Source organism: Nocardia sp. CA-135953, from assembly GCF_050955735.1.
Classification (GTDB): Bacteria; Actinomycetota; Actinomycetes; order Mycobacteriales; family Mycobacteriaceae; genus Nocardia.
Genome location: NZ_CP192082.1, coordinates 5782803 through 5801127, shown reverse-complemented (window position 1 = coordinate 5801127; position 18325 = coordinate 5782803). Strand labels below are relative to the sequence as shown.

The 18325-nt window shown below is 65.3% G+C and carries 6 protein-coding genes; all 6 read left to right on the top strand.

All coding sequences use genetic code 11. From position 1 onward, the window contains the following. Positions 1–554 precede the first annotated feature (554 nt). Genes ACQPXH_RS26700 through ACQPXH_RS26675 form a run of 6 tightly spaced genes read left to right on the top strand, consistent with a single transcriptional unit; the run spans position 555 to position 18228 of the window. Entirely contained in the window at positions 555–890 is a 336-nt protein-coding gene (locus ACQPXH_RS26700; RefSeq protein ID WP_433599225.1) for a hypothetical protein, read from the top strand. Positions 891–896: 6 nt separating this feature from the next. Next, entirely contained in the window at positions 897–1028 is a 132-nt protein-coding gene (locus tag ACQPXH_RS26695; protein WP_433599224.1) for a hypothetical protein, read from the top strand. A 24-nt stretch (positions 1029–1052) separates the two neighbouring features. Further along, positions 1053–2534: a hypothetical protein gene (locus ACQPXH_RS26690; RefSeq protein WP_433599223.1), complete on the top strand. Its 1482-nt coding sequence runs from the start codon at positions 1053–1055 to the stop codon at positions 2532–2534. Beyond that, on the top strand, positions 2531–4054 hold the full coding sequence (locus ACQPXH_RS26685; protein WP_433599222.1) for a hypothetical protein: 1524 nt from the start codon (positions 2531–2533) through the stop codon (positions 4052–4054). Before ACQPXH_RS26690 ends, ACQPXH_RS26685 begins: the two co-directional genes overlap by 4 nt. A gap of 9 nt (positions 4055–4063) precedes the next feature. Further along, positions 4064–16216, top strand: a complete 12153-nt coding sequence (locus ACQPXH_RS26680) for a GNAT family N-acetyltransferase (protein WP_433599221.1) — start codon at positions 4064–4066, stop codon at positions 16214–16216. Next, complete coding sequence (locus ACQPXH_RS26675) at positions 16213–18228, top strand: hypothetical protein (RefSeq protein ID WP_433599220.1); 2016 nt, start codon at positions 16213–16215, stop codon at positions 18226–18228. The genes ACQPXH_RS26680 and ACQPXH_RS26675 overlap by 4 nt, the downstream gene beginning before the upstream one ends. Positions 18229–18325 lie beyond the last annotated feature (97 nt).

Below are 18325 nucleotides of genomic sequence, written 5' to 3'. Positions count from 1 at the left end.
ATCTCATGCCCGTTTCTTCCCCGCACTCGGCGCAGGGGACGATGATGATCGTGCGTCAGCACCGGCTGCACGGCATCGGTATTCAATAGCGCTGACGAGCACCGGTTGGTGAATCGGCCCGAAAGTTGTTGCCGCACTTCGACGATGTCGTTGTCAGCGATGTCCGCAGTGAAGCTGTCACCGTGGTCGTGGAGATCTCTACCAAAATCCAAGGATAGGTATACCTACACGACACCGATGTCTGCGGGGGTCGCCGATGCGACGGTTGTTGCCTGACAAGTGGACAGAATCGGGCTTTCTCATGACTTCTCCGAAAGACAAGTTGCTCACCGAAGCCGACCTGCTTTGCTCGACCGCACCTGCGTATCGGGTTATGGCGGAAGTCGACGACTGGTGGCGGCAGCCGTCGGCCGACACCATAGACGAGGCGAGATTCGACCCCTTCCTCGCTGAGGTCGCGACGAGGTTTTCGACGGCACCGGCGGGGACAACGGACGCAGCGCGAATATGGCTTACGTCGATGACTTCAACAGCGTCGGTCCGGATATGACCGTATGAGTAATCCTCAGCAGCCGGCCCGCGGTGACGCGGGCAACGGTTCCAGCCGAGAACATGTCACTGGCGCCGCGCCCGAAGACCGACCCGCCCCCGGGACTGGTTCCGGTGATTCGCAGGAACTGGCGGAGCAGGTCGGTCGAGCATTGGCCGAACTCGGCCCGCCCGATTGGGCGCGACTGGAGGCTGATGTCGCCGTGACCGTCGCAGATGCGGCGGGTGTGGTCGCTTTCAGCGGCGGAGAGCGCAGGGTGCAGCTCGAAATCCCGACGCCGATAGTGGAGTTGGCGCGTTCGCAGCGCGAGTCCGTGGTGCGTGGTGGAGGTGAGCCATAGTGGCGGTTGCTGATTCGCGGTCGTGCGCCGCGGGAGAGCAGCGACGGCCCGGAGTTCGATATCGAATTCGATTACGGTGAGCAGCGGTTTCCGGAGGGACAGTTGTTTTCCCCCGAGGTGTATCGAGCCGATGTGTAGGCGTATCCACGCGAACGACTGCCGGTGTGGCTGGCCACCTACATCGGGTATTCCGGCGCCATCTCGTATCTCGGTGGTGACCGGATGATCGAACAGTTGTCACCGACGGCGGCGGCGCAGTACAGGACGCGACGGATTGTCGACGGATTACGAGAGGCAGCCCCTGCTGGGTGGCGACGGTTGGAAGCATCCTTTGCGCTGACCGTCGTCACCGAATCGGCGCTACTAGTGGCCGATGTCGGCGATCGGTCGGTGCGATGCCCGGTGCCTCGGGCAGTGTGCGAAGTGGTGCGCAGGGACCGGGTGGTGTCGGCGCAGTCGGAGACAGGCCCGTGGTGGCGGCTGGTCGTCAGGCTGGACGACACCGGGAATGTGGAGGTCGACGAGGATCGGGGTGCGCAGATGTTTCCGGGCGAGCAGTTGTTTGCTCCGGACGCATATCTGGCCGATCTGGCGATTTATCCACGGGATCGGTTGCCAGTGTGGTTGGCAGCGTATGTCGGGCGTGGCGAGTGGCGGTCCAGGCCGCCTCGGCAAGCAGCCGAGGCGGTTCGCGCGGACCAGCGGATGGGAGTACAGGCGACTGCCGTAGCGGGCGAGTTGCCAGGCCTTACCGCGCTGTGGGCGCGGTGGGCGGTGTTGTCGGCGGCGTTCGTGGCAGCCGGATCGAGACGAGGGCCGCGGGTCGGGCCGTCGATGGGCGTATTCGAAAGCGCGGGACGCAGCGGGTCTACGCTGACCTTGCTCCCCGGCGACCGGGCGGTGCTCTCGGGTGGTGTCTGGAATGCGCCGGTCTTGGACGCCGTCTACAACGAGGGTGCCACGACTCCGAAATTCTTTGCGGGCGCACCGGATTGGGTGGCGGACCCGGTGCTCAATCCGCGTGCGGCCACCGGTTTGCTGTCGTTCTGTTACTGGTGGGAGTCGGGAAGGTGGTATCGGGGTGAGTCCGCTCCGATGTCGGAATGCGCACCGGCCGTGCCCGCGGTGTGGACGGTCGACAGCGTGGCGGGTGCCGTCGCCAGCCTGGTGGGCGAGCGAACTGAAAATGTATCGAAAGCCACCGAGGCGTTGGTGTTCGCCGCGCAGTCGGGCTCGGTGACCCGTGCGACCATCGCGAACGTCTTCGGTCACGATGACCGCGTCGATACCGACGGCGCCCTGTTCCAGTTCTTGGTCGCGGGCTTGACCGCGGACCACGCGGACGGGATCACCGAGGCGGATGCGCTCGGCCTTGTGCGGGATCATATTCGCCAACAGGGTTACGACACAACGGAATACCCGCTGTCGACGCTGCGTGCCGATCGGATCGGCATGGGCTGGGTGGTGCGCTCACCGGTGCCCGCCGATGAGATCGCTTTGGATCGTGCGGTCTTCTATATCGCCGACGACGGCGTGGTGGAGCGCTCGACATCGTCGGTGCCGCTGTCGGAGTTCGTGGTCGGGTTCGAGCGACGGTTCCGGCTTCGCCGAGACGGGCGAGCCCGGCCGGAGGGGGCGACATGACCGATCAGGTTCGGCTGGATCCCGACGCCCTGCGGCAGGACGGTGCGCGGCTCGCTGAACTCGGCGACCAGGTCGGCCACACCTATGCCGAACTGTGGGATTGCCTGGCCACTGCGGACGGATGCTGGGGCGACGACGATCTCGGCGAGGCGTTCGCCAGGGATTTCACCCCGCACGCGGATCAGTTGCTGGCCGGTCTGCGGGCGATGGAGGAAAGTCTGCGCGGGACGGCCCAGCAGGTCGCCAACGCCGCACACGACTTCGAGTCCGTGGATCGTGGCGGTGCCGATCGAATCGGCCGAGCGGCAGACGAGCTCCGTAGTCCGGATCCGGACTACGGAACGGGGACCCAACCGTCCTCGGCCACCGCCCCTACCTCTAACCCGGCGCAGGATCCAGTGACCTCGTCTGCGGTACCTTCCGCCGGGGCCGCGGACGGTACACCCACTGGACGATCGACGTCTGCCACGCCGCCGCGTGCGTCCGGAGGACCGGCCGCGTCGGGCAACAGCCCACACTCTCCTTCGGCGGAAACACCCGACCGGCACGGTGGTGCGAAGCCAGCCGAGGATCCGAACCGTCGGCCCCGGTCCACCGCGATATCGCCGCCGGATACCCGCCGGGATGCGCCTCGCGACCCGAGCTCGGTCTCCGACCGGCACGGCGTGACGCCCGCACGAAATTCAGGTCCCGCGGTCGGTGCGAGAAAAGAAACGCCCTGGACCCGACCACCATCGACACCGCAACGCGGGTCCACGGCCGCCGAGCCGAATTCGTCCAACCCTCGATCCGGCTCCCCGCCGCGTTCCCCGAAGGGCGGCGAGCCGCGAAAGCATGATCGACGGCGCGATGCAGAACGACCGATTGCCAAAGCCGGCGCCTCACCCCTCCTCGCCTGGCTGGCGCGGACGCTGGCGGACCGGCACGGCGTCGCGGTCGTCGGTTTCGACCTGCCTGGTCTGCAGGAGCCACCAGTGCGCGAATTCGTGGCGGCTGTAGATCGTGTGCTCACCGACTACCCGGCGATTGCTCTCGACGTTGTCGCGGTGGCGGAGCTGGGCGACCATGCCGAGTGCGTGCGGTGGCGTCATGAACGGCGTGACTCGGCTGCGGTCCGGTCGATCACCCTCGATCGTTGGGTTGCCAGCGAACCGAGCCGAGGTGGCGGGGCGCCGGAATCAGAAACCGGCTCCCGTGATCCGGCTGTCTACGCGGCGACGGTACGAGAGCTCGGACTGGCACTGAACAGCGCCGGGGGCGGCGTCGCCGGCAGGACCGCCCAGCGCACCTTGATCGCCGAGTACATGCGTGTGGCGGTGGGGCGATACACGACACTCGCCGAGCTGTTGCGCGGGTATCGGCGCTGGCGTGCCGGGTTGACCGGCGAGGCGGGCGGCTTCGACGAGCTCCGAGCGCTGGGCGCCGCGTTCGCCGATGTCGTACTGCGCGGCGAGCGGGCCAGCGCTCCCGCGAAGGCACTGCACGTGGCACTGGTCGACGCGGCCCCGCCGCCGGATTAGGCGGTGCCAGTGGGAGACGCGTTGTCGCCGAACCCGGTGGTGCAGCTGCGGGAGGTGTTCGAGGGCCTGCCCTCCGTCGTGCGGCGTCCGATCGAAATGGTGGTGTTCGGCGGCGATCTGCCCCGGGCCGACATCTCCAGGATGCGGTGGATGGCCGCGGAACTGCGAGACCGGGCCGCAGCGATAAACGGTCACGCGCTGGACGTGGGAAGCCTACTGGCACAGCAGGACTCGGTAGGTGTGTTCGGTGACCAATTGCGCGCGGCATTGCACTCGCACCAAGACGGCGCGGCCAAGCTACACGAACAGGCCCTGACCTTGGCCGATCAGGCGGACGGCGCGGCCAACGACGCGGAGAAGACACTGTGCGTGATGTTCGCGTTCGGTATCGAATTGGCCTGGCGGATCATCAAGATGCTGTCCGCCGCCGCGGCGGCCGGTCCCGCTGGTGAGGTGGCGGCCGCACCCGCGGTGGAGGCGACGTTGACGGAGGGGCGGGCCGAGGTCGAGCTCATGCGCGCGGGCCTGAAGGAGACCTACGGACGGCTGGCGGCGAATGCGGCAACCAGGCTGTCGGCATTGGGGCCGGTCGAGTTTGCGCTGACCGCGGGCAAGGCGGCACTCCTCCCTGCGGCGGTGGACGGGGGTGCGCAGCTGCTGCAGGCCGCGGCGGGATACCGGAATCTGTCCCCGATCGGGGCCAACGGTGAGAACCCGAAGGGCATCGACGTGATGTCGATGCTCGTCGCGGGTGCGTCGGGCGCCGGTGGTGCGGTGGGGGGCGCACTCGCCGGTCGGTTCGCGCCGGCGGTGATTCCCCGGATGCAGACCAGCCGGATATTGACCGGGCTGGTGCACGGGACCGCGGGTGCGGCGGCCGGCCTGGGCGCCGCGGCCATGATCACCGGTTGGCCGGAGGGTTTCGAGCACATCCTTGCGCCGCTGCTCAACGGCGCATTCGCCGGGACTGTACATTCTCACGCCCCGCACTCTCGGTCCGCCACGACGGAGGTCGACGGCAGCGGTCCGTTCCCCCGGCCCGAGCTGCGTGCCGCCGCGACGCCGATCAAGATTTCGGAGGAAGCGAAACGCGGGTGGGAGTCCGCGAGGAAGGCCTGGACGGACCATCCGGACCCGGCGACCAGCCGAGGCCAGACCGCACCCGCTGGCCCAGCCGAGTCACCGCGACCAGACCGGCCCGTTGGCCACCCCAACGTCGCGGCGCCGCCGCGCGTCGCGGCCGGTGCGGAAATAGCAGCGCCGCCGCGTATTTCGGCGGATGCCGCTGCACATCCGGCCGCAGCACATCCGGCTGCGGAACATCCGGCCCGCGTGGAGCACGGCCCCGCCGGACAACAAGGCACGCCGGACGCCACAACCGGTTCCGAACCGCCCTCCCACCCTGATCGCGCCGCGAGTTCCCACGACGATGCCAGTGCGTCGACAGCGAATCCTCGCGACCATGTCGATGAGGTGCTGGCCGAGTTTCACGCGCGTTCGGGTGACCACCTCCCAGAGGAGTTGCGGCTGTCCAATCTTCCCGACGAGGTGTTGAAGGCCGGGTTGTTCCACCCCGACGAGCGGGAATCGTTGATCGCTGGGATGGAGATCATCCGGCGGCAGACGTCCGACGGGGCGCCCGGGGGGATGGTGTTGCGGGGGCCGCAGCTGGAGGGCGGGTTCGAGATGGCCCGGCGGCCGGTGCAGATGCTGCCGGGCCAGGGCAAGACGCTGATGTTCATGTCGTACTCGATGAACCAGGCGGTCCGCCACGGTTCGGTGCTGCTGGTGACGACCGCGGACGGGCTGGCGCATCGGGAGTTCACCGAGTACCAGCGGGTGCTGCGCGACTTCGGGATCGACGTGCTGCGGGCTGACCAGGAGAAGGGTTTCGGTCCGGTGACTCCGGGACGGCCCGCGATCGTGGTGGCCACCGGTGAGACGGTCGGACACCTGTGTAACGCCGGTCACGCGCCGCCGCGCCGGGTCGTGCTCGACGAGATGGACGCGATCGTCGACCGCGGGGAGAAGACGTTCATCCGCTCCAAGTTCCCCGCCGGCGGCGCGCCTGCAGAGACGGCGCGGGAGGTGTTCGCCGCCCACGACTTCCTCGCCGAGGCGCTCGGGAAAGGGCAGCTGTCGCATGAGGATTTCGGCCTGAAACGGATCGCCGAAGAAGTCGACGTGGAACTGCCCGACGGAACCCTCGAGGTGGGGACGGAGTACTGGTACGACGGACAGGCGGCGCTGACACCAGCGGGACGGGCGAAGGTCGAGGCGCTGCCGGACGGGAACCGGTGGCTGCGGCACATGGGAACGTCGCGGCTCGAGATGGCCGCCTCCGCCGAGTTCACCTGCCGCAACAACACGCACTACGTGATGGATCAGGGCAAGATCGTCCCCATCAACCAGGACGAGCACGGCCTGCAACGCAATCTGAAGACGTCGAGCGAATCACGGTGGAGCGCCGAGCCGGGCAAGGCGAGCCTGGCCCAAGCCGTCGAAGCCAAAGAGATCCGGGCCGCCGAGTCCATCGGGATGAGCGCCGAGCGGCACGGAATCGTGGTGCGCCCCGACCCCGAGTCCGCCACACGCATTACCGCGCCCGAGATCTACGGCACCGATCGCTTCTTCGATCACATCACCGGCGCCTCGGGCACGCTGACGGATCTGGGTGGGGTGCTGAAGACCGTATACGGGCTGGAAATACCGCACGCGGTCGATCCGTTCAACCCGTCGCGGTTGGTGGAGGGCCAGCCCGACGTGCACGAGAACACCAGGGCCAAGCTGAACGCGCTGGCCGGATACGCCCACCAGATGTGGGACGGCGGGCAGGGCCGTTTCCAGGAAATCCTGTGCCACCGCAACGATTTGGTCGACAAGCAGGTCCGGGCGCTGCTGCGCACGGGGGTGCCCCGGGAAGCGATCGAGGCTGTCGACGCCGACCGGATCGCCAAGTGGGGTGCGGACTGGGAAACCGAGTTGCAGAAGGTCTTCGACGCCGCCGGTGAACAGGGCAAGCTCCTGGTCATCAACCGGCAGGGCCAGCGCGGTGTGGACATCAACGTGTCCGACGCGGTGCTGGCCAAGGGAGGCATGCATGTGTGGATGACCGAGGTCCCCGAACACGCCTACATCTACGAGCAGGGCAAGAACCGCACCGCTCGCAACGGCAAACCCGGCACGGCACAAGCATTGATGTCGCCGCAGGACGCACTGATCCGCAACGCCATGCACCTGCGTGGGGTCCGCGAGACGGTAATCCAGTACGAACAAGCCGTCGCTGACCACCGAAGCGACCCCACTGCCGCAACGCACGACAAGCTCGTCGAGGCCGGCGACAAGCTCGCCTCGCTCGTGCCCGGGCTGCAACAGCGCGCCCATCACCACGCCACCGCCGATTTCATCCTGCACCACACGCCCATCACCACCCCCGAAGCCCTCATCGCCGCCTTGACGCCCTGGCACCCGAGCGACCTCGGCGGACCGGACCAACTGGCGGACCGGTCCACGCGGCTCGCCGGGCTGCTGGGGATTCCCACCGCGACTGCCTTCGCATCGGCGCTTGATCAGAACGGCGTGCTCGGCCAGAACGACGCCGATCCGCTGGTCAGGCTGCTCGACCGGGCGAACCTCCCGCCCTCCGCCGTGGAGGCGTTGCGTCAACACCTCGACGCGACCGCGCCCGGTAAGGCGGTGCAATACGCGTTACTCACCGACGAACAGGCGCGGGATGAACTCACACCGCGACGCGATCGGCTGGCCGAGGCGATCGGCTGGAAGAACCTCGCGGAGATCGAGGGCGCGGAAGGACTGCGCCGTGTCGGCGCTGCCATGACCAACGCCCAGCGCGACCTGGCGCACGCCCTGGGTGTTGCCGACTCCGAGGCCACCACCGCAAAGGCCCGGGATGTGCTGGGCGAAGCCGTCGCTCGGCAGCTGTCCGACGACACGCACCGGCTCGCTCCCGGTTCGGATCCCGGTACCGCTGACCGGACTGCTGCCAGCAACCCGGTGGCCGACGACCTCACGGCCCGCACCGCTGCCGCCGAGAACTCCGACGCCGGCAACGTCGTTGCCGCGGCGTCGCTCTACCTGGCCACCGCCGCCCTGCTCGACCTGGTGACCCAGATACACCGGCGCAGCCCGAACAGCTGCGTCAACAACGGCGTGACCGCGATGCGGGTGCTGTGCCCGGACAACGCGGACCAGTTCACCATGCCGTCCGGCGGAATATCGCTGCGCGGTTATAAATGGGACACCGTCAGATCGTCGTTCCGCCACGGCTCGTCCCAGGCGTCCGGTTCGCTGGATGAGGCCGTCGAATCATTGAGACGGCGGCCAGGAGGTGTTCAAGTCCTGGTCTACAAGTGGAAGAACACCCAGGAACAAGGCAGCACCGACGCCGACAACCACCTGGTGCTGCTGGTCAACGACAGCGAACTCGTCGACTCCCCGAACCTGAAGGTGGTGGACCTCGCGGCCTCCCGAGACGGCAGGACCGACAAAGATTTCGGCCCGGAAGACCTGAAGGACCGTCGTGCACTGCTGAACAAGGCCGTCCCGTTCGACAACTGGCAGCGCGAACAGCAGAAGTTCATCGATAGACTGTCCGAGCGCGAGCGCGCCTTCTGGACCATCGATTTCGACCAGCACGGCGATCTCGTTCCGGACTTGGCTGACCACGGCACTCTTCCCACCAAAACACACGTGCCCGCGGAACTGGTCCGGGAAATCAACGAAGCCGGCGACTCGGTACATGTGGACGAGCCGAACACCTCCCGACCGGACGAACCCGTCAGCGTCGGCAGCGCCCCACCCGTTGACATCGAGCGGGCCCCCGCCGACTTCGGAAACCACCCGGACAGCTCGGAAAACCCTGCGGGAATGCCTCATGTGGTCGAGGACATGCCCCTGGATCACACCGCCGAACAGTTGGAGTTGTCGGCCGCTAGCGCGACAGACATTCTCGCCGATGAGATCGCCGTATCCCACGAGATGTTCGACCACCGTGCACCCGCCGACCTCACCACAAATGAGCAGAACCGCCCGGCGCCGTGGAACAAGGTGAGGACGGAGCCGGAGCAGCCGCCGATACCTTCTGGAGAAGCCGGGCGAGACGGCCAGCCGTCTTCTCGGCAACCGCGCACCGAACAAGCCGGACTCGATGGCCTGATCAGCCGCCACCCACCGCCAGCCACTCTCGACCCGCCAAGTTCGCCTACGGTGTTTTCGCCGGATATATCCGGAGAGCAGGTCGCCGCGTTGCCGACTGGTGGCGAACGCTCTTCTGCTACAACAACATTCGGATCGACACCCTGGTCACCTCCAGCTGTCCGGCCGACGATAGCGCAGAACGTGGAATACAGCGCCATCCGGACGCAGGCTCATGCGGGCACGGCCAGTCCCGCACCTGTATCCGCAACGACTCATGTCGGTCCGTCGCCGCGGGGCAAGTCGCCCTGGAGCCGTGACGATCGCGCCAGCACGCAAACGACCGGTCCGGGCACCCAGGTACCCGCCGCGCCGCTCGGCGCCGGGGAATTGGAGGGGAAGCTGGCCGAACATGGTGTCGTGGTGGGAGATGCAGCGGTGGAGCTTGCGTTCGGCGTTCGTCCGCCGGGTGTGCGGGACGTCGTCGAAGTGTCGGTTCCGGAGTGGCTGTATGACCGGCTACAGCGGGCGGATGGCTGGTCGGTGGCGCCGATGGAGGAACAGGGCGATCAAGGCCTGCCTCTCGACGGGCGGGCTGCGGAGCATTGGCCGCGCCACCGCGGGCAGCGTCCGGTGCTTGCGCGTGGCCGGGTTCGGGTGTCGGTGGGTTGGCATGACGTGGTGTCGCATGAGGATCTGTCGGACCGGTCGTGGCGGCCGGGTGAGGACGGGATGCGGGTTGCCGGACTGCCCGAGTTCACCTGGTCCGAGCAGTGGGGTATGGACCGGTATCTGCCCTCGGCCGAGCTGATCAAGAAACGGATGCTGGACCCGAATGCTGCGCCGTTGTCCGAGGACGTGATCCAGCGCGAGATCGACGAGATGACCGAGATTCTGCGGTCGGAGCTTGCGGATGCGGGGCTGGAGGATCAGGAAATTCGGCGACTTCTGCAGCGACATCGTCGAGATATCCGACTGCTGGCCGAGGGGGTGTACATCAGCCGGACGCTGTATGGCGATCCGAGCATCGGTCGTGCCAACCACCTGTACGACGATAACTTCGAGCGGCGCGAATTCGGGGTGAGGGCCTTCTACCACAACGGCATGGGCATCGCCGACGGCCTGCGCAGCATCCTGCGCAACGGCATGTTGCAGCACGCCGATCTCGGGGAGATCGTCCTGGCCATGATCGCGGCCAGCTGGAGCGACAACGTCTACGGCGGTGGGCGATACAGCGACAACCCACACGCATATGACGAATTGAAATCGGCGCAATTGCTCTACTCCCGCGCCCGGTCCTACGGCTACGCCGAGAACATCGCTGCGATCTTGGCATTCGCGGTGAACGCCACCGGGTTCGACGAAGTGACCAAGACGCAGATGATCATGTCCCCCGGCAAGGTCCAGGAGCTCCGGGAACGCTGGCATCTGTCCGATGAGGATTTCGAGACGGCGAAGAGGATCGCCGCATGGGTCGCCGCCGAGGACCTCCAACCGTTGTCGGAGCCATTCTCCGTCGTCGAGAGCATGAAACTGGCGTTCGAGGACCTGATGTCGAGGCGCGCCAGTCGCTCCGGCTCCGACCGCGACTTCGGTCGAATCGTGTCCAAGTGGAACACCCGGGTGAACGATATCGAACAGGCGTTGTGGCTGTTGCGATGGTTCGGGAGCCTACGGGCTGGCGCGGACGAGCTGCGGCAGGCCTATATCAACCGTCTCCGCGGAAGCGGCGGCTTCTCCCATCCAGACGTCTCGTACGGGTACCGGCCTCCGGACGGGTGGTTGCTGGGCAACCGGGACATGCGTCGCGAGAATGCCGCGAAGTGTTGGGAGATCGCCGACCGGCTGGAAAGCGACCCGGACTACACGCCGCTCGATGCCTACCGTGACGCGCACCTGCACGCGGCACAGATGGAGGAGAAGTACCGCGGCTTCCGGTGGGAGTTGGTTATCAGGCCCGGTACGCAACCGTGGAGCCGAACCGACCTCGCGAACGCCGTCGCGGCCCGACTGTCCGAGTCCGAACTCGCGGGCATCTCCCAGAACATCATCGACGCGATACTCCGCGTTACCGACCGTGCCCAGACCTTCGCCGGGGACGACCCCGCGATCGTGCTGACCTGTTCGCACGATGACGAGGGCCAGCCGCTGCTACGCGCCCAGCTCGAATACACCAGACCAGAAGCCACGGATAAGTCCCCTGGTGTGACGAAAGAAGAACTGCGCCAAGACCTTTCCGATACCGACTGCCGAATCGCTATCCACACAATCGATCCCTTACCTCAGGGCCAAGTCTGGCATCGCATCCAACTCCGCTTCGAGACCGAACGTGCAGAGCCAGGCACGGTTACGGGGACACAGACCGACGTTGCAGGGCAAGCCGGGCCTTCCGGGTTCACCGGTAGCAGGCCATCGGAGGACACACCTGAGTCTTCATCCACTTCGGGCAAGACTCCATCCACTCCTGATCCCCGAGACGGCCCAGGTCCGGCCGCAAAGCCCAAAACCGAGTCGATACCCGCGGACGAGGGTCCGGCGGGAGCTGCGGACGCCGAGCGGGAAGAGAGCATATCTCCGGCTCCTGAGAATGCGACCTCATCTCCGATCTCGAAGGAGATCGTTGAGAGGGCTGCATATAAGGTCGGCCTTGGCCGAGAGGAATTTCTAGAAAATGCACCCTATTTTCGTGAGTTGTTGGATCGGCTCGTCGCCGACACGGCAGCTGGCGGTATTTTGGCCCACATTTTCGGGCGCTATGACGATGCTCCCCTCGTAGCACTGACTGTTTTCAATGCAATGACCGCTTTCAGATATTTGGGTGTAAGTGGCATAGCCCCCGAGCTGGCCCATTTCTTTCCAACTGCCCAGGGTTATCCCCATCCCGTTCCGATAGAGCAGATGTGGCCAGTGTTCGAGGCTGCAATGCGTGAACACAGGGATGAGCTGGCGCGGTATTTTTCTGACCGGCCCCTAATAGCGCAAGCGAATGTGCCAGAGCGTGGATGCGCACTCTACCCAGCACTGCTGCACATCGCACACCAGTCTGGACGACCGATCGTCTTACTCGAGGGCGGATCCAGCGGCGGCCTACTACTGAATTTGGATCGTTTCGGATACCGCTCTAGTGACAGGGACACCCTGGTGAGTGGGGTCCGAGAGCCAGAGCTGATTTTCGATGACGCCTGGTCTGGTCTACCCCCAGATATTGCGGGCACACCGCTTCATATCGTCGAGCGACGCGGCTGCGACTTGAATCCGTTCGACATCAGGACGGATCGCGGCGAGGCCGGTCTCATGGTAGTCACCGGTTACTATGAACCACACCAAATAGCCATGCAAGAATCGGCTATCCGAACTGCCCGCAGACACAATGATTGGCAGGTCGACCGAGGCGATGCCATCCAATGGCTGAAGCAGACGCTCGCGAAACCCCGGCCTGACGATACTACAGTTGTAGTTATAAGCTCATTGTTCACAGGATTCCTATCGCCACAGCAACTCGCAGAATATAATGCGACTATCGCCGCTGCCGCCCATAAGGGCGCTGATATTGTATTCGTAGATCTACGGCGCCCCACAGATTGGACATTCGACCCCGATAATCCGACGTATCCGACGGAATTGGGCATCATCACCCATCGAGGCGATACCGCAACCGAAGAAATATTCGCCGTCCATGATCGCGACGGAAAAAGATGGCGTCCGGATATGTCAGAACCCATAAGTCGCACTACCCGCACCACGAACCCGGACGGACCTGCGGGACTCATCGGCAGCCGCTCATCGGAGGAATTCGAACCGATCGCTCCTGTGCGGAACGAACACCCATCGACGCCCTGGTCACCGGTACACTCCGAACGTGCGGAGCCCGGCACGGTACTCGGGACGCAGACCGACGTGCCAGGACAAGCTGGGCCGTCTGGGCTCATCGGCAGCCGACCGCCGGAGCACACGCCCGAGCCGTTCGAATCGTGCCCGGATCCGACGTTCACAGCGGAATCCGGTCCGGACGATCCCGCGAGGGACGAACGCCTTTCGACGCCGTGGTCACTCCTGGGGCGGTCCGCCCTCGCGGCACAGGGCGGTTCAATGGACCCTTGGGAATCCCGCCGCGAGATCCGGCGACATCCAGTCGGGTACAAGAGCAGGCTCGAGCCGGGTGTATTGCGTCCACGACGCGATTACCGGCATGAAAATGAAATGTTGCGGAGCCGGGATGTCCCCGACCCGCCCGATGAGTCCGGAGCGGTACTCGAGCAGGAAGACGAAACACCCGTAACGCCGTGGTCGGCGCCCAGCCAAAACGACACCACGAACGTTGCGCCGGAGCATCCATCCGACCACGGCGGTCCGTACGAGCGCCCTGTCGATTCGATGCTCGGCGCGTTGGACCGACAGATCAGGGCCTTGGAGAATGAACAGGCCGAGTTGAACAGCGAGCTGAATCGGCTGGCCGAGATGCAGGGTTGGGATCCTCGGACACTGTCGCCAGGCTCGCCGCACCTCGCTAGGCTGAGGCAGCAGCTCAAGGTGGATACCACGACACTGGCTCGCCTCTTTGTGGAAAGCCTGCCGCCGCGGCAGGAGCTTGCCCGGGTGATCGACGACATCCAACGCAGATTGCAGGCTCTGGGCCATGTTGGCCGCCAATACTTCCTTCAAATGGCAAGCACAGGTATTCGTCACAGGTTGGGGCTCACGATTGTGCGCGGGGTCCGCCTGATGGCCGATTCACCACCGACCCCGGAAGTGCTCAGAGAGGACCGGGAGCGCACCGAGTACGAAGCGATCCTGGACGAACTGTTCGCGGCGCCACGGCTGAGGTCGAAGCCCGGAAGCGAGCTTCCGGCGAATGAGGATCCGCTGGCAGAGTGGCGGCTACTGGGTGAAACGGCGGGCGGGACGACTCCCGGTGGAACACTGGTGGAGCAGGTCACGGCGTACCTCGAGATCGGCCGAATGCTCGAGATTCCTTCCGAACTTGTCCACACTGGAATGGAGATCGGTCGGCTCCGCGCGGAGAAAGCTCGGCTCGAGTTGGCCGGTCTTGTCGAGCGACATGCAGGCCCCGTCGACGGGGGCGACGCGGACAGTGATGTGGACTTGCAGATCAGTCGACTCGAACTGGCTCGTGCCGAGGCGCTGCGCCAGTGGCACCAGTTCCGGCTGATGCAGGTTGCCGCGAGATTCGGTATCGACGCACAATTTCCGGTCCCATTGGGAATGGTGCTGGAAATCGATGCTGCACGGTTCGATTCGCGGTATTCGCCTGGGGACATCGAGACGTTGGTCAGTGCTTTCACCGAATACAACAATGCCGCTGCGAATGTCGAGTATCTGCAGTCGATGCCCAGACCATCGCAGCACTGGGGCGAGCCGGGGCCTGGTGGCACCGAGACCGCGCAGCAACGGCCGCCAACGGCCGAACCCGTCGACCGCGTGGATGCGCTGGCGCACCGGCTCGACGAACTCACCCGGGTCCGGAACCTGCGGGACCGGTGGGCCGAACTGTGTTTCGTGAAGCCAGCGGAGTTGCCTTCGAGGCTCGAGTCGCTGCGCCAGGAGTTCGCAACCCTGACTGAGGAACTGGCCGATGTTTCACCCGACGGAGTGAACCCGACCGTGGGATGGGTGCAGCGGGCAAACACCAAGTGGGAAGCCGAACGACGGAGGCTGGCGAGCGGAAAGAGAAACGGCTGGGACCGTGCTGATGAACTCATGCAGAAGCAAAACGTGGCCGCACGATACCGACGGCTTCGCTTTCTTCTCCAGTACTGCGACGAATATATTTGGTTGGAAGCACAGCGCACGCCGATCGAACAGCTGCCTGTTATCACTGATTACCTGGGTGCGGATACGGCGGAACGGCAACGTGGACGCCAGGATTGGGTGGCTGTAGGCGATCCGCAGGTATACGAACCGACTCAGCAAGCACACGAGGAGTCGCAGTCGTGGGGTCGGTGGATCACCGACACCGCGGCCCGGCGCAGCCGCATCTTCGACGATATTGTCGAGCGGGCCCGTCTGCTCGGGGTGGACCAGCCGGACAAGCTGAGTCCACGTGAATTGAAGAGCGCCACCGCTCGGCTGGTCGCGGAAAATCGCGACCGCGCCGGTACAGAGCCGAGTCCATCGAAAAACCCGGCCGAACGCGGAGTTACCGTGCGGGTGGCGGCCGAATCCGACCTTGCGGCGCTGACCTCCGCGTTCGGTGACGAGGCATTGTTCCGGGATCGACTGGCGCGTCGGGCGGCCGGACATGGTGTGCTTTTGATCGCCTGGCGGAGCGCGGAGCCGGTCGGCACCGGCTATCTGTGGCTCGAACCCGCAGAGGAACAAGCGATTCTTGATCATCTCCCCGATGTACCTCTGTTGATGAATGTGCGTGTCGCGGAGCAATATCAGGGCGGCGGCATCGGCACCGAGATCATTGCCGGGCTCGAAGACCGTGCGGCTCGCGCGGGACATTCCCGAGTGGCTTTGGCTGTCCGGACAGACAACCACGACGCCATTCGGCTGTATCGCCGACTGGGCTATCGCGACTGGGGCCACGGCACCATCGAATGTATTGCGGTGGAGTCCCTGCCGGACGGCAGAATCGTTGCGATCCCCGAACCTGAAATCTGCTATGTCATGGAGAAGGCGCTTCCCGACGACCGGGCAGCAGAACTTCGGGATCAGCCGCCGCTGTCCGCTGCGAGGGAAGCAGCGGAAGCTGAGGCATTCCGTATCGAAAACCTCGGCAACGACATCATGGATTGCTTCACCCTGTTCGAGTACGCGCACGCCGACGACCGAGCCGTTCGAGCGAAAGCGGCGACAGCGGTCGCGGGCAAGAAACTTCAGCACGAGGTGATCGAGGAGCGGGGGGGGGGGGTCGGCTGCTGGCTCCTGGCGTGGCGGTCGTGGAGGCCGAAGGTGAGTCGCCCGAGGTGTACGTCGCCGGGCCGGCGTTGGGTTTGGATCGAGTATTGGACCGACTCGCACCCGAGATTCGCGAAGATTTGACGCGGCGAGATGCTCAATTCCATTACTGCCAGATCACCGTCGACGCGGCTGGCACGGCGTTCACCCACGATATTCAACCGACCCACCACGATGCTGCGCCCGGCGAACAGACCGACACCGAGGCGGAACTCACGGCCACCGATGGTGACAAGCAGAACTGGGATGCCGCATATGAATTCATGGCGCGCAAGGTCGCGGAGGACCGTGCACTGGGACTCGACGTAGAGCAGCCGACTGCCGCGGTGGCGTTCTATACGGATGCCGCTGGTGGCGCGACAGCACATCAGCGGTCGGATGTCACATCGACATCGGACGTCCCGGCGCCGATGTCGGACCGATTCGAGGAAGTAGCGCAGCCTCGCAACGAGAACCCTTGGGAATCCCGCCGCGAGATCCGGCGACGTCCGGTCGGGTACCGGAGCAGGCTCGAGCCTGGCGTGCTGCGCCCGCGACGCGATTACCGGTATGAAGATGAAACGCTGCGCAGTCGGGATGTGCCCGACCCGGCGGATAGATCCGGAGCTGTCGAGAAACCCTATTTTGCTTCCGAAGGGGAGCGGGAGCGTTGGCGAGGCTATCTCGCCGAGGCCGATCGTGTTGTCGCCGAGTGGCAGCAGGCACACCGCAGCATCAAAGCCTCGGATGAGGTACGCGGCAGGGGGAATTCGGAGCAGGCGGAGAAGCTGGCGCAGGATGCGGCGGACCGCCTCCAGCAGGCGATCGCGGATATGGATGCACTGATCGATCGGGCGGGATTGTCGAGTCCAGAGAATCTGGAGGCATTGAAGATGTCGGCCGGAGCCGAAACTCTGAACGAGGAAACGGGCTGGATCGCGCAGGTGCGTGGGCGGGAAGAGGATATCAATACTGGATTCGGCCTGGTCTGTCGTGTCCTCGTCGACGACGGCGAGTTCAGTGTCGATGAGATCCGCGGCCTCGCCATGCCGAAGTCGAAGCCCGCCCCGCTGCCCACGTGGCCGGTGTCGAAGCACGGTCCTGCTGCGGCGCCCGGTCGATACCAGGTGTGGGGATATCAGTGGTACCGGGTAGTGGACCGGAAATTGCAGCCTTGTGATCGGCCGCCTGGGCTGCCGAACGATATCCCCTCGGGGGACTATGTTCTCGAGGATAATGTGCTCCGGCCCGACGACGGTCGGAACCCGCCACCCGGACGACCCCGCTCGGCTGAATCGAGGGCTACGCCCGAACCGGGGAAGCCTCGGTCCGAGCCCGCTGCCGACACGCCGAAACCAACATCACCGAGTCGCCCCAAACTAACGGTGGTCGATCGACCGGCCTCGAGCGATCCGACAGCGAAGGGCATGGTGCGCGGGACCGGACCGACAGGGGAACCGGTCTGGTTTCGCCGGAACGAAGCGGAGAGCGTGCCGGTGCTTGGGAAGAATCTACAGCCGAGCTGCCTGGTCTTCCCGACCAAAGAGGCGGCCGAGGGGCGGTTATCGGACCGGGATCAGTTCCAGCACTGGGCCTCGGGCACCAACAACTCCAATACTCAATTCCACACGGCTCTACCCCAACCGGCGGGGGCGAGCGAGCCGTATGCGTTCATCTCGCCGAGAGAAACACCCTGGGCTGCTGCGGCTCGCAATACCGGTCAGTCGCCGATTTGGGTGCAGGCGCACGGAAGTGAGCACACCGTAGACGTCAAGGTGGGGGACTCGGTGGTGAAGGTGGATGGTGCGACCTTCGGACGCATGCTGCTCGCGAATCCGCAATTCCAGGCAATGGTGGCCGCCAACCCGGCGATGCCTGTAGTTCTGCTGTCCTGCAAGTCCAACGCACCAGGTGCCACGGTTGCCAAAGACGTTGCGAAAACCCTGCATAAGGAGAGTAAGTTGCGGGCCGATGTCTACGGTGCTACCGGACGCCCGGTCGCCGCCCCGTATCCCAATGAGAAAGTCTCCGAACTCGGCGTTGAGGAGGCGATCGATCCGGCGACCGGAAGGGTAATGGATCCCTGGGTTCGCCATCGCCGGCCGTCCGCGTGGTAGCGACGCACGCAACAGGCTTGCCGAAGTCAATCGCGACCACTTGGGTCTTTCCGGGCGGGGGAGTGGCTACCGGCGGATCGTTGGGGAGTTACAGCTC

Excerpts from the sequence above, each read along its gene's own strand:
- ACQPXH_RS26700 (WP_433599225.1), top strand. The coding sequence starts at position 555 with ATGAGTAATCCTCAGCAGCCGGCCCGCGGTGACGCGGGCAACGGTTCC.
- ACQPXH_RS26685 (WP_433599222.1), top strand. The coding sequence starts at position 2,531 with ATGACCGATCAGGTTCGGCTGGATCCCGACGCCCTGCGGCAGGACGGT.